At 41.5% G+C, this 12,742-nt stretch carries 13 protein-coding genes; 6 read left to right on the forward strand and 7 right to left on the reverse strand.

The window, feature by feature from the left end; genetic code table 11:
- Positions 1–34: 34 nt before the first annotated feature.
- Positions 35–322: a YfcZ/YiiS family protein gene (locus IHV77_RS08945; RefSeq protein ID WP_194811623.1), complete on the reverse strand. Its 288-nt coding sequence runs from the start codon at positions 320–322 to the stop codon at positions 35–37.
- 199 nt (positions 323–521) lie between these two features.
- Here IHV77_RS08945 and IHV77_RS08950 point away from each other — a divergent pair, with 199 nt between their 5' ends.
- The 3 genes from IHV77_RS08950 to mutH all read left to right on the forward strand — a co-directional run bounded on the left by IHV77_RS08950 (position 522) and on the right by mutH (position 3,372).
- Positions 522–1,892 (forward strand): outer membrane protein transport protein, encoded by a 1,371-nt coding sequence (locus IHV77_RS08950; RefSeq protein ID WP_194811624.1) that lies wholly within the window; start codon positions 522–524, stop codon positions 1,890–1,892.
- Positions 1,893–2,161: 269 nt separating this feature from the next.
- A complete protein-coding gene (locus tag IHV77_RS08955) occupies positions 2,162–2,701 on the forward strand; it encodes a methylated-DNA--[protein]-cysteine S-methyltransferase (RefSeq protein WP_194811625.1) in 540 nt (179 codons plus the stop codon).
- Complete coding sequence (gene mutH, locus IHV77_RS08960; RefSeq protein WP_194811626.1) at positions 2,698–3,372, forward strand: DNA mismatch repair endonuclease MutH; 675 nt, start codon at positions 2,698–2,700, stop codon at positions 3,370–3,372. The genes IHV77_RS08955 and mutH overlap by 4 nt, the downstream gene beginning before the upstream one ends.
- Positions 3,373–3,439: 67 nt before the next feature.
- On the opposite strand, the gene IHV77_RS08965 is transcribed toward mutH, so the two are convergent.
- From IHV77_RS08965 to znuC, 6 genes are all read right to left on the reverse strand, one after another.
- Positions 3,440–4,057 (reverse strand): MarC family protein, encoded by a 618-nt coding sequence (locus IHV77_RS08965; RefSeq protein ID WP_194811627.1) that lies wholly within the window; start codon positions 4,055–4,057, stop codon positions 3,440–3,442.
- A gap of 88 nt (positions 4,058–4,145) precedes the next feature.
- Positions 4,146–5,435, reverse strand: coding sequence for a tRNA lysidine(34) synthetase TilS (gene tilS / locus IHV77_RS08970; protein WP_194811628.1), 1,290 nt, complete (start codon positions 5,433–5,435; stop codon positions 4,146–4,148).
- The gene (gene pdxY, locus IHV77_RS08975) at positions 5,435–6,301 is read right to left on the reverse strand and encodes a pyridoxal kinase (protein ID WP_194811629.1); all 867 of its coding nucleotides are present in this window, start codon (positions 6,299–6,301) and stop codon (positions 5,435–5,437) included. The genes tilS and pdxY overlap by 1 nt, the downstream gene beginning before the upstream one ends.
- A 108-nt stretch (positions 6,302–6,409) precedes the next feature.
- The gene (accA, locus tag IHV77_RS08980) at positions 6,410–7,357 is read right to left on the reverse strand and encodes an acetyl-CoA carboxylase carboxyl transferase subunit alpha (protein WP_194811630.1); all 948 of its coding nucleotides are present in this window, start codon (positions 7,355–7,357) and stop codon (positions 6,410–6,412) included.
- A gap of 88 nt (positions 7,358–7,445) precedes the next feature.
- Positions 7,446–8,231 carry a zinc ABC transporter permease subunit ZnuB gene (gene znuB / locus IHV77_RS08985; protein WP_194811631.1) on the reverse strand — a complete coding sequence of 262 codons (786 nt, stop codon included), beginning with the start codon at positions 8,229–8,231 and terminating at the stop codon, positions 7,446–7,448.
- A complete protein-coding gene (znuC, locus tag IHV77_RS08990) occupies positions 8,231–9,034 on the reverse strand; it encodes a zinc ABC transporter ATP-binding protein ZnuC (protein ID WP_194811632.1) in 804 nt (267 codons plus the stop codon). The genes znuB and znuC overlap by 1 nt, the downstream gene beginning before the upstream one ends.
- A 174-nt stretch (positions 9,035–9,208) precedes the next feature.
- Here znuC and mepM point away from each other — a divergent pair, with 174 nt between their 5' ends.
- The 3 genes from mepM (at position 9,209) to IHV77_RS09005 (ending at position 12,726) form a co-directional block, all read left to right on the forward strand.
- A complete protein-coding gene (gene mepM / locus IHV77_RS08995; RefSeq protein WP_194811633.1) occupies positions 9,209–10,669 on the forward strand; it encodes a murein DD-endopeptidase MepM in 1,461 nt (486 codons plus the stop codon).
- A gap of 157 nt (positions 10,670–10,826) precedes the next feature.
- A complete protein-coding gene (locus IHV77_RS09000) occupies positions 10,827–11,780 on the forward strand; it encodes an ABC transporter permease (RefSeq protein WP_194811634.1) in 954 nt (317 codons plus the stop codon).
- A complete protein-coding gene (locus tag IHV77_RS09005) occupies positions 11,773–12,726 on the forward strand; it encodes an iron chelate uptake ABC transporter family permease subunit (RefSeq protein ID WP_194811635.1) in 954 nt (317 codons plus the stop codon). The genes IHV77_RS09000 and IHV77_RS09005 overlap by 8 nt, the downstream gene beginning before the upstream one ends.
- The last annotated feature ends 16 nt before the right edge of the window (positions 12,727–12,742 follow it).

Here is a 12,742-nt window from a genome sequence, read left to right on the forward strand (position 1 = left end):
GCAGATCAAAGTGCGGTTATTTCCATGTTTGTTTTTAACGATTTGCCAATTCAAAAATCATTGCTTCGGCTTGGCAGCTGAAAGTGAAGCTTGCTTTTAGTTGTACTCCGTCTTCGGTGGATATGATTTCACTAACGATTTCGCAAGGTTCGCTTTCTGTTTTGCGGGCTTTTTCGGTGAAACGGGCGAGAGCTTGTTCCGCCTCTGTTTGGTTGTGATAAATTTGATCTACGTTTACGGTGCAATCCGAACCGTCAATAATTGTGCCTACATCTACACAGCTACAGGTAAGAGACTCTTCCGCTTTGCATTTTATCGTCATATTTCATCCTTATTTTGAAATTAATTTGGCGTTATTTTACCACTTTTGAAAACCTATTGAAAATTAACCGCACTTTAAATCATTTCCACTGGTCGGAACTCATTAAAAATAAGCAAAATAAATTTGCACTTCAACAAATGGAGTTTTAGAATTTTGCGTCTTTTTATTATTTCCATATAAATATAACAAGGGTTTCCCAATGAAAAAATTTAACCAATCTTTATTCGCTGTCGCAACGTTATTTGCAGCCGGGGGCGCAAATGCCGCCGCATTCCAATTAGCGGAAGTTTCTACATCCGGCTTAGGTCGGGCTTATGCCGGTGAAGCAGCGATGGCGGATAATGCCTCTGTTGTGGCAACGAATCCTGCATTGATGAGTATGTTTAAAACGAACCAATTCTCTGTGGGTGGTGTTTATGTGGACTCTAAGATTAATATGAGCGGTCCTGTTACTGTTACCGCTTTTGGTCGTCCTCTTGCGCAAGGTTCTGCTTCCCAAAAGAGTGTCGTGCCGGGATCATTTATTCCGAATATGTATTTTGTTGCACCTATCAACGATAAATTTGCGGTGGGAGCGGGAATGAACGTAAACTTCGGTTTAAAAAGCGAATATGACAACAACTATGATGCGGGTGTTTTTGGCGGTAAAACCGATTTAACCGCAATTAATCTTAACTTAAGCGGTTCATATCGTGTTACCCAAGGGTTAAGTGCCGGTTTGGGTTTGAATGCGGTTTATGCGAAAGCTGAAATCGAGCGCCGTGCGGGGATTTTAAGTACTGCGGTTAAAAACGCTGCGCCTTTAGTTCCGTCTTTAGTCGCTGCCGGACAAATTTCTCCAAATGCAGCGCAGTCTTTATCAAGACTTCAAGGTGTGGGAAAAGATACCGTTTTAACACATTTACGTGATCGAAATGCATGGGGCTTCGGTTGGAATGCAGGTTTGTTATATGAGTTTAATGAACGTAATCGCCTCGGTGTGGCATATCATTCAAAAATCGATATTGATTTTAATGATCGCTATGCGGTGAGCGCTCCACGTGCAATTGCGGGAGCACCAGCAGGGGAAGGTAACTTAACGTTACATTTACCGGATTATTTGGAAGTATCCGGTTTTCACCAGTTAACGGATCGCTTTGCAATGCACTATAGTTATAAATATACGCACTGGAGCCGCTTAAAATCGTTACATGCAACTTATAACACCGGTGAATTAGCTTTCCATAAAGATGAAAATTATCGTAGTAATTCCCGTATCGCACTTGGCGCGACTTATGATGTGAACGATCAGCTCACCTTACGTGCGGGTATCGCTTATGATGAGGCTGCCGCGACATTAAATCACGCAAGTGCCTCAATTCCTGATACTGATCGTACTTGGTATAGCTTTGGTGCAACCTATAAAGTTACCCCGAATCTTTCTGTTGATTTAGGCTATGCTTACTTAAAAGGTAAAAAAATCCAATTCAAAGAATCACAAGATGTTCGTGGTATTGCGAAAATCGAGGCGGATTACACCTCTAAGGCAAGCGCGAATCTCTATGGTTTAAACTTAAATTATAGTTTCTAATTCGTTAAAAAATTTAGCATAATAAAAGCACAGGTTTACATAAAGTCTGTGCTTTTTTGTAGTACGAGATTTATCTCGCCAAAAAACTTCAGTATTATGTAATACTCGCACAAATCATTGTAGGGTGTCGTTAGGCGAGATCCTAATGCACCAATAGAGGTTTAATGATGAAATGGATTGTAGAGGTATATGCAATACGCCCCTACAAATATTGGATATAAATTTCTCTTTGTATGATTGATACATAATACTGAAAAACTTAGAAAAAAATGACCGCACTTTATTACACTTATTATTCTTCACCGGTCGGACAACTTTTAATTTTGTCTGATGGTGAATACATCACACATATTGATTTTGAGAAAGAACAATACGCACCGAATCCGGCTTGGCAGGAAAAAAACGATTTACCTTTGTTTCAAACAGTGCGGTTAGCTTTTGATCGCTATTTTAACGGTGAACCCGAGACTTTTGCAGATATTCCTTTGAAAGCAGAGGGAACGCCGTTTCAGAAAGCGATTTGGCAAGCATTGCGCCAAATTCCTTATGGAGAGATGTCGAGTTATGGCGAGCTGGCAAACATAATCAATAATCCTAAAGCCGTACGTGCCGTAGGGGGGGCAGTGGGCAGTAATCCGATTAGCATTATCATTCCTTGCCATCGTATTCTCGGTAAAGATAAAACCTTAACCGGATTTGGTGGCGGATTAGCCGCAAAACGTTTTTTATTGAAATTAGAAAATATTCCTTACATTGATAAAGGGAGTGAATACACCAGACCCCGTTTTTTCAAAAAGTATAACGAATGATTTCCCAAACATCGCCAACTACCTTATCACAACTCCTTCAACGGGCACAAAGGATCGCCGGTTTAACTTTTGGCGAACTTGCGGACGAACTGAATATCGCTGTTCCACCAAATTTAAAACGGAATAAAGGTTGGGTTGGTATGTTATTAGAAACCGCATTGGGGGCAACTGCCGGCAGTAAAGCCGAACAAGATTTTGTCCACCTTGGTGTTGAGCTGAAAACCTTGCCTATTAATGAGCAGGGTTTTCCATTAGAAACCACCTTTGTTAGCCTTGCTCCGTTAGTACAAAATTCCGGTGTGCGGTGGGAAACCTCTCATGTTCGCCATAAATTATCTTGCGTACTTTGGATCCCGATTGAAGGCAGTCGCAGTATTGCGTTACGTGAACGCCATATCGGTGCCCCGATTTTATGGCGACCGAATGCGCAGCAAGAACGTCAATTAAAGCAAGATTGGGAAGAATTGATGGAATACATCACGCTTGGACGTCTTGACCAAATTACTGCAAGAATCGGCGAGGTGATGCAGTTAAGACCAAAAGGAGCGAACAGTAAAGCCATCACAAAAGGGATTGGAAAGCATGGTGAGATGGTGGAAACCTTACCTTTAGGCTTTTATTTAAGAAAAGAATTTACCGCAGGTATTTTGAGGGATTTTTTAGATTCTTAGCTTACAGCGTATTTAAAGGCTCAGCGAGAAAATAAAAAGGCTTCCGAAAAGAAGCCTCATTAAAAGTTTATACTACCTGCGTAAAGAACTCTTTTAATCCCACCAATACGTTATTTACGGCAACCGTTGCCAAAATCAATCCCATCACACGACTAATGATCGCCGCGCCTGAGTTGCCAATAAAATGCTGAATACGATTTGCGGCAAGAAGCAAAATATAAGTAATCAGCAGCACTGCCAGCATAATTCCGGCGGTAATAAATTGTTCGCTGAAATTGAAACGGTGATTATCCGTTAAAAGCACAATTGCCATCATCGCACCCGGTGAAGCGATAGAAGGAACGGCAAGCGGATAAACGGCAATTTCCGTTACATTGGCGCGCATTTTTATTTCCTGATCAGGCTTGCTTTCACCGAAAATCATTGTTAAAGCAAACAGGAAAAGGACTAATCCGCCTGCAATTTGAAAAGCCGGTAAAGGGACTTGCATTGCTTCAAAAAGAATTTGTCCGCTGATTAAAAAGAAAAGTAAGATGCCGGCAGAGATAATCACCGCATTACGTGCGATTTTGCGGCGTTCTTCAAGAGAGAATCCAATCGTTTTAGAAAGGTAAACGGGAATTGAGCCGATAGGATCAATAACAGCCCAAAGTACGACAAATTGAACAATAAAAGAATCAAACATTCGCTTTCCTTTTTAAATAATAAAAAATAATGAGGGGCATTCTATCAAATAAATGGAGCAAAGTGAGGGTGGCGCAGGATATTTTGCGCTATTTTTTTGCGTTTTCAAAAACTTGAAAAAAACCGACCGCACTTTGCAGCCTATCACCATAGAAAATCAGTGGGATCCGATGTCGTTGCCAAGGGGGAACGCCCAATTCTTGCCATACTTTTTTGATTTCCTCTCTTGGACGTTTAGGATGATGTTTGATTTTACCCGAATAAGAAAAACGAATTTGAATGGGTCGCGTTGTTGGCAGGAGTTCAACGGAATATTGCTGCCAATGAAAAATAAATATTTTCTCTGTCCGCTGCAAATGAAGCTCACCCAAATTATCAGGCAGAATAAGATTAGGTTCTTTCATTTCAAGGCAAATTTGTGCCAGATCGGCAAAGTTATCCGTAAGATATAGGCAAGATTGATAACGGCGAACTACTTTTTCGCCAAGATGAAATTGCGGATTAGCCTCCTCTTTTGCCAAAATGACATCTTGAATAAGTTGTTCAAGTTGACGTTTACTCGGCATTTCACAATCATTTTCAGTCAGCCACATACGCAAAAGTGCGGTCTGTTTTGCACGTGAATATTGAACGAAATGACAAAGGTTAAACTCGGTTTGTGTTTGGCAGTGTTTACTAAAGGTTTCTTGTAGCAGTTCGTCAATCAACTGTTGTTGTTCAAAACAATGTTGCGCAGAACGTTGGACGACCCGATCAAAATAAGCCCAACGTTCTCGGAGTATCGGCAAAACCCGGTTGCGTAAAAAATTGCGATCATAGCGGTTGTCATTATTGCTTTCGTCATTAACCCAAATCAGATTTTCAATTTGAGCGTAATTTTCTAATTGTTCGCGGGTGAAATTCAGCAACGGACGGAAAATGTTCATACCGAACATTTCGCTATGCGTTTGCATTGCCCCCAAGCCCCGTAAACCGCTACCACGTTTAAGGGCAAGGAAAAAGGTTTCCGTTTGATCGTTTAGGTGATGTGCGGTTGCCAGTAGTTCATCAGCTTGAAGATGCCGGCGTATGGCGTTATAACGAGCTTCACGTGCGCCGGCCTCAATACCGTTGCAACGATCGATTTGAACATATTCAATAATGAGCGAAATATCGAATTTATCACATAACGTTTGGCAGTGCTTTGCCCAGCTGTCTGCATTTGGGCTTAAGCCATGATGAATGTGAATTGCCCGCAGATGAAAGTGCGGTTGTTTTTTACGGTATTTTGCAAACAGAGAGAGAAGTACGCCGGAGTCTAAACCACCGCTTAAGGCGATAAGACAACCTTGTGCGGCGGTTTGTTTTAGTTGTTGTTCAAAACTTGAGAAAAGATCCATTAAGCAATTTTTTCAGCTTTGTATTGTGCGGTTGGGTTTAAAATCTCGAAACGCGCGGCAATCGTTTGTAACTCGTAGGCATTGAGATCAAAAGTGGTTTTCATCACACCGGCGACTTCATTATTCATTGTCTCAAATGCTTCCACATCTGATTTGCCATTGAGTAAATTCGCTAAGAAAGTACCGGCGATTAAATCACCTACGCCCACAGGTTCAAAGTTGAATTGATAAAGCGGACGGCTTAAATGCCAAATACCTTCCGGTGTCGCCATAATGATTTCAAAGGTATCGGGATCATTAATTTTGCCTACTTTGCCTAAGTGTTTTACTAAGATTTTTTTCACGCCTTTGTCGAGTAATGCACGTACGGCTTGAAGTACATCGTCAAAGTTGTTAATTGGGAAATCGCTCAGTTGGCGTAATTCATGTAGGTTTGGCGTCATAATATCGGCCACAGGGATTGCTTTTTCTATCAAGGCTTCGCGAACGCCGTTTGCAACAACGCAAACTTTTTCCGGGTGCGGCATAATCGGATCGCATAAGTAGAGGGCATTAGGGTTGCGTTTTTTGATTTGTTCTAGGGCGTAGATGATTTGATCTACTTGTTCTGCCGAACCAAGATAGCCGGAAAGTAGCGCATCACATTCCTGCAATTTTTCGATATTGTCTAAACCGGTGACGATTTCACGGATTTGTTCTTGTGGAATTACCATTCCCGTCCATTTGCCGTATTGCGTGTGGTTAGAGAATTGTACGGTGTTGAGTGCCCAAACATCTACGCCCAATAACTGCATTGGGAATGTGGCGGATTTATTTCCGGCAAAGCCATATACGACATGAGATTGGATAGAAAGTACGTTTTTCATTTTTGAATCCTGTTATTTGTGCGATTTCATTTTATATTTATTTGAACGTATGTGAGTCTTATAAACGACAAAAAGAGCGGTCAAAAATACCGCTCTTTTTAAATCAGGTTAGCAATAGCCGTAAGACATTAAACGTTGATAACGTCTGTCTAACAATGCTTCTTTTGATAATCCGTCAAGTTCGCTCAAATCTTCCATCAACCGTTGTTTTAAGTTTTCCGCCATCAACGCATAATCACGATGTGCGCCGCCAATGGGTTCTTGTACGATACTGTCAATTAAGTTGAGTTCTTTTAAGCGATCTGCGGTTAAACCCATCACTTCAGCTGCGGTTGAGGCTTTTTCCGCACTTTTCCAAAGTATAGAGGCGCAACCTTCCGGCGAGATAACGGAATAGGTGGAATATTGCAACATATTCACTTTATCGCCTACACCGATTGCCAATGCGCCGCCGGAACCGCCTTCACCAATCACGGTGCAGATAACCGGTACGGTTAATTGCGCCATTTCGCGTAAGTTACGTGCAATGGCCTCCGCTTGACCGCGTTCTTCTGCGCCAATTCCCGGATAAGCCCCCGGAGTGTCGATAAAAGTAATGATCGGAAGTTTAAAACGCTCCGCCATTTCCATTAAACGTAGGGCTTTGCGATAACCTTCAGGAGCAGGCATCCCGAAGTTACGTTTTACTTTATCTTTTACGCTTCGTCCTTTTTGATGACCGATTACCATAACCGGACGCCCCTCTAAACGGGCTAAACCGCCTACAATCGCTTTGTCATCTGCGAAAGCGCGATCGCCTGCCAGTTCTTCAAATTCAGTGAATATGTGTTCGATATAATCTAATGTATAAGGGCGATTTGGGTGGCGCGCCATACGGGAAACTTGCCAAGCATCAAGATTAGCAAAGGTTTTTCTGGTTAATTCATCGCTTTTTTTCTGTAAGCGTTTAATTTCGTCGGTTAAATCGACTTTATCATCGGAAGCCGTGCGTAAGGCTTCGATTTTGGCTTCTAATTCTGCAATCGGCAGTTCAAAATCTAAATATTCTTGGCTCATTTTCTTATCCTAAAAACACCACAAAAATTGACCGCACTTTATCAAGAATTACCTTATGGCGCAAATAGTTTTCACTGGTTGGGCAAGCTTACAATCGGGCTTTTTTTAATAATGACAATATAAATAAAAATGCGGAGCAAATAACGACGGAAGGCCCGGCGGCGGTGTCGTAAAAAGCGGATAATAGCAATCCGCCGATGACAGAAAGCACACTTATTCCGATAGCGAACCCCACCATAGATTCCGGTGTGGCGGCAAAGCGTCGAGCGGTGGCGGCAGGAATAATCAGCAGTGATGTGATAATCAACGCACCGACAAATTTCATACTTAAAGCGATGGTAAGGGCGGTCAAAATCATTAGAATAAAGCGCATTTTTCTAATATTAATGCCTTCGACTTGGGCGAGCTCCGGTGAAACGGTGGTGGAAAGTAAGGCTTGCCAAAAATAAGTCAGGGTACTTAATACCATAACAACGCCGATGCCGATATAGATGAGATCCGTATAATTTATCGCCAGCAGATCGCCGAATAAATAGTTCATTAAATCTACCCGTACATTCTTTAATAAACCGACGGTTACCACACCGAGGGATAAGCAACTGTGCGCGATAATGCCGAGTAAGGTATCAATAGAAAATTGCGTGTTGCTTTCCAGCCAGACCATCACTAAGGCGAGAATAAGCGTAAGAATTACAATCGTTACATAAGGATTGACTTGCAAGAAAATTCCCAACGCCACGCCAAGAAGTGCGGAATGAGAAAGCGTATCGCCGAAATAGGCCATTTTGCGCCACACGACGAAGACGCCTAATGGGGCGGTTATCAGTGAAAGTAAAATACCGGTTAAAAATGCCGGAAGAAGAATTTCAAACATTAGGCATCCTTATTTTGGCAAGAGTTTTCAGAGGCATTACAACCGCATACATCGCCATGTAAGTTGTGATGGTGATTGTGGTGATGAGTGTAAAAACCGACATTTTGGGCAAGCTGATTTCCCCATAAACGCATAAATGCGGGATCGTTCGATAAGGTTTCGGGTGTGCCAGCACAACAGATATGTTGGTTAATACAAAGCACTTCTTTACTATCCGCCATCACAATGTGTAAATCATGAGAAACCATTAATACCGCACAATTTAGGTTTTGTTGGGTTTGATGAATAAGGTGGTAGAGCGCCGCTTGTCCGGTCATATCCACACCTTGTGTCGGTTCGTCCAACACTAATAGATTCGGTTTATTTAAAATAGCACGGGCGAGTAAAACTCGCTGCATTTCACCGCCGGAAAGTTTTTGCATATTGTTGTCGCATAAGTGCGTGATGGAAAGCTGCTCAAGTGCGGTCAAAATATCCGTTGTTTTTACCCCTTTTTTCAGGGCGAGAAAACGTTTTACCGTAATCGGTAAACTCGGATCCAAATGAATTTTTTGCGGCACATAACCAATGCGTACATTTTGGTTATAAATCACGTCTCCGCTGGTGGGCGGCTGTAGTTTCAACAAGGTTTTGAGTAATGTTGATTTTCCGCCGCCATTTGGTCCGACAATGGTAATAATGGAATTTGGGTAAATTTTTAAATTGATATTCTGTAACGCGGTTTTTTGTTCAAACACCACATTGATATTTTTAAGTTCAATTAATGGGGAGAGCGGATCGCGTTGAATAGTATGAATTTGCATAATACCGCCTATATGAAAATTAGTGGCTAACCTTAGCTTATTTCAGGGAATTTCTCAAGGTGTAATCTCTTGTGATGAATATTTAACCATCTTTTTTATGGGTTTTAAGGTAGAATGAACCTCCTTCAGGATTTGTAGTCTGAAAATCGATATTATTTATGTTAGGTAGTCATTTTGCAGCACGTTAAATTAGCCAGAGATAGACGTAAAAGAAAATCGCGCATTAAAGCGGCGATTTTTTTTGTTGCGTTATTGCTCATTTTTACCGGCACGATGCTGAGTTTGAAAAACAGTACGGAATCCGAACCGACCGTTCAAAGCAATGTTGAGCCTGAAATGGTGGGCGGAGTGCAGTATCAATCCCTTACGCCGGAACAAGCGGGCAACACGCCGTCCCCTTCAGCACAAACAGACAATCAAACGCATTCTGAAGACGCGACTTCTTATGATGATGAATTACAAGCCCACGATGATGAAGCGGAAGAAGTAAAGCCTGAATTTGATGAACTCAATGATTTACCGCAAGATGCGCAAAATGCATTGAGCGATTTGCTTGATGCGGCGGATCAGGCTATGCGTATTTCCGATCAATTTAGTCATACCGTTGTGCGTGGCGATACGTTAAAAGATGTGTTAGAACTTTCAGGCTTGGAAGATGACACGGCAAAAAGCCTCATCGCCTCTTATCCCGAACTAAAAAATTTACGTGCAGGGCAACAGTTTTACTGGATTTTAGATAAAAATGATCAGTTGGAATATTTGAACTGGCTCGTTTCCGAAAAAGAAGAGCGTATTTATGAACGCGTGGAAGAAGGGAAATTTAAGCGTCAGATTTTAGAGAAACAAAGTATTTGGAAAAAAGAGGTGCTGAAAGGGCAGGTTTCAGGGTCTCTTGCCACGAGTTTGCGCGAGTTAGGTTTAGACAGTCGTCAGATTTCGCAATTAAGCTCCGCGCTACAGTGGCAAGTGAGTTTACGAAAACTGAAAAAAGGTACAAAGTTTGCCGTTTTGGTTTCGCGTGAATATTTAGGCGATAAACTTACCGGACAAGGTAATGTGGATGCGATCCATATTATTGCGGAAGGAAAGAGCTATTATGCGATTCAAGCTGCGAACGGTCGCTATTATAATCAGCAAGGCGAAACATTGGGTAAGGGGTTTGCGCGTTATCCGTTGCAGCGGCAAGCCCGTATTTCTTCCCCCTTTAATCCGAATCGCCGTCACCCGGTTACCGGACGGGTTCGTCCGCATAAAGGGGTGGATTTCTCTGTGCCGCAAGGCACGCCGATTATTGCGCCGGCAGATGCATTAGTTGAAAAAGTGGCGTATCAAGCCGGTGGTGCGGGACGTTATGTCGTGCTTCGTCATGGTCGGGAATATCAAACGGTTTATATGCATTTAAGTCGTCCGTTAGTGAGGGCAGGACAGACTGTGAAAAAAGGTGAGCGAATTGCACTTTCAGGAAACACGGGGATTTCTACCGGTCCGCACTTACATTATGAGTTTCATATTAACGGCCGGGCTGTAAATCCGTTAACAGTGAAATTACCCGGCTCAAGTAGTAGTATGGCAACGGCGGAACGTAAACAATTCTTGATAAGAGCAAAAGATGCGGAAAAAAGGCTTAAGTTTTGAATTGTTAATGAAAATTTATCAGTCCTCTAAAAGCCGATATCGACAACTTTAGAGGACTGATTTTTTTTGCCTGATTTCCAGTGCGAAATATAAATCTATCTTCCTGATTTTCACTTAATGTGTTATTTTTGCTTTAAGAATTATTATCATTTTAATTATGATCAAGCGACGTTACCTGATTCTTCTTCTCTTTGTGCTTTCGGTTGTTTCACTTTTCCTCGGTGTGAGTTCTGTCAATTTACAGGGCTTACTAAATTTTGAAGGCAATCAGTGGCAGATTTTTGCTATAAGTCGAGTGCCTCGATTAATCAGTATTTTGATCGCCGGCACGTCTTTGAGTATTTGCGGTTTGGTAATGCAGCAGTTAAGCCGAAACCGTTTTGTTTCTCCCACGACGGCAGGTACGATGGATAGCGCCCGACTTGGTATTTTAATTGTCATGTTGTTTTTTCCTTCGGCTTCAATGTTATTGAAAACCGGTATTGCCGTAGCCGTGTCATTTCTCGGCACGTTGTTGTTTATGTTCATTCTTTCCCGCTTGAAGTTTAAAGATACGATTTTTGTCCCCCTTGTTGGGATTATGTTTGGCAATATCATTAGTGCGATTACGGCGTTTATCGCTTATCAGCAAGATGTGTTACAAAATCTTTCCGGCTGGTTACAAGGGGATTTTTCATTAGTGATGGCAGGACGATATGAATTACTTTATTTCAGCATTCCTATGCTGGTTGTCGCTTATCTGTTTGCCAATCGTTTTTCTATTGTCGGTATGGGCAAGGATTTTGCCGTAAATTTAGGTTTAAATTACAACTTGGTCTTGTACATCGGCTTGTTAATCGTGTCGGTTGTTTCTTCTATCATTATTATTTCAGTGGGCGTGATTCCGTTCCTCGGTCTGATTATCCCTAATATCGTTACACTTTATTTAGGCGATAATCTAAAAAAGGTGCTTTCGCACACTGCTTTGCTCGGCGCGGTATTTGTTCTGTTTTGTGATATTTTAGGTAGAGCGGTGATTTATCCTTATGAAATATCTATTAATGTGGTAGTAGGCGTTTTTGGTAGTGGGATTTTCTTATTTTTATTGTTGAAGCGGTATCGAAATGCATAAAAAATCTTTCTATCAATTCATCGCACTTGTGATTTTAGTCCTAATTTCGACCGCACTTTATTTAGGTTATGCTTTGCCGACCCGTTGGCAATATGCCTTGGAAAATCGTAGTCTTTCGCTTTTGGCGATTATTATTACCGGTGCAGCCATTGCGCTTGCTACGATGATTTTCCAAACTGTGGTGAATAATCGAATCCTTACACCGAGTATTTTAGGGTTGGATTCGCTTTATTTATTAATTCAAACCGGTATTATTTTTTTGTTCGGTTCAAGTGCGTTCTTATCTATAAACTCGATGACTTTATTTGTGATTTGTACCGGCGTGATGATGGTGTTTTCTTTATTGCTTTATCACTTCTTGTTTAAAAAAGAATCTCAAAATATTTTCTTTTTGTTGCTGGTAGGGATTGTATTCGGCACTTTTTTTGGCAGTTTAACCACTTTTATGGAAGTGCTGATTGATCCGAATGAATTTCAAATTGTGCAAGATATCGGTTTTGCGAGTTTCAACCGAATTAATACGCATATTTTATGGATAGCGCTCGCTATTTTGGTCGGCACGATTTTATTCAGTTTACCTTATTGGCGTTATTTTGATGTTTTAGCGTTGGGTCGCGAAAATGCGATTAATCTTGGTGTTGATTACCAACAGATCACGAAAACGTTGTTAATTTTGGTGTCGATTTTAATCTCTGTTTCCACGGCTCTTGTAGGACCCTTGACTTTTCTTGGTTTGTTGGTGATGAATCTTACCTTTGAATTTATTCGCGATTATCGCCATAAAGTATTGATTCCGGCGGCGATGTTAATTTCCATCATCACTTTGGTGCTTGGCCAATTTTTGGTGACGCAAATTTTCACTTTCCGCACGACATTGAGCATAATCGTTAATTTTGTAGGTGGCGTGTATTTCATTTATCTTTTATTAAGAACAAACAAAAAATAGGGCTTGTAAAGTAAAG

Source organism: Rodentibacter haemolyticus, assembly GCF_015356115.1.
In the GTDB taxonomy this organism is placed as follows: Bacteria; Pseudomonadota; Gammaproteobacteria; order Enterobacterales; family Pasteurellaceae; genus Rodentibacter; species Rodentibacter haemolyticus.

Excerpts from the sequence above, each read along its gene's own strand:
- IHV77_RS08955 (WP_194811625.1), top strand. The coding sequence starts at position 2,162 with ATGACCGCACTTTATTACACTTATTATTCTTCACCGGTCGGACAACTT.
- accA (WP_194811630.1), bottom strand. The coding sequence starts at position 7,357 with ATGAGCCAAGAATATTTAGATTTTGAACTGCCGATTGCAGAATTAGAA.
- znuC (WP_194811632.1), bottom strand. The coding sequence starts at position 9,034 with ATGCAAATTCATACTATTCAACGCGATCCGCTCTCCCCATTAATTGAA.
- IHV77_RS08945 (WP_194811623.1), bottom strand. The coding sequence starts at position 322 with ATGACGATAAAATGCAAAGCGGAAGAGTCTCTTACCTGTAGCTGTGTA.
- IHV77_RS08950 (WP_194811624.1), top strand. The coding sequence starts at position 522 with ATGAAAAAATTTAACCAATCTTTATTCGCTGTCGCAACGTTATTTGCA.
- znuB (WP_194811631.1), bottom strand. The coding sequence starts at position 8,231 with ATGTTTGAAATTCTTCTTCCGGCATTTTTAACCGGTATTTTACTTTCA.
- pdxY (WP_194811629.1), bottom strand. The coding sequence starts at position 6,301 with ATGAAAAACGTACTTTCTATCCAATCTCATGTCGTATATGGCTTTGCC.
- mutH (WP_194811626.1), top strand. The coding sequence starts at position 2,698 with ATGATTTCCCAAACATCGCCAACTACCTTATCACAACTCCTTCAACGG.
- IHV77_RS09000 (WP_194811634.1), top strand. The coding sequence starts at position 10,827 with ATGATCAAGCGACGTTACCTGATTCTTCTTCTCTTTGTGCTTTCGGTT.
- tilS (WP_194811628.1), bottom strand. The coding sequence starts at position 5,435 with ATGGATCTTTTCTCAAGTTTTGAACAACAACTAAAACAAACCGCCGCA.
- IHV77_RS08965 (WP_194811627.1), bottom strand. The coding sequence starts at position 4,057 with ATGTTTGATTCTTTTATTGTTCAATTTGTCGTACTTTGGGCTGTTATT.
- IHV77_RS09005 (WP_194811635.1), top strand. The coding sequence starts at position 11,773 with ATGCATAAAAAATCTTTCTATCAATTCATCGCACTTGTGATTTTAGTC.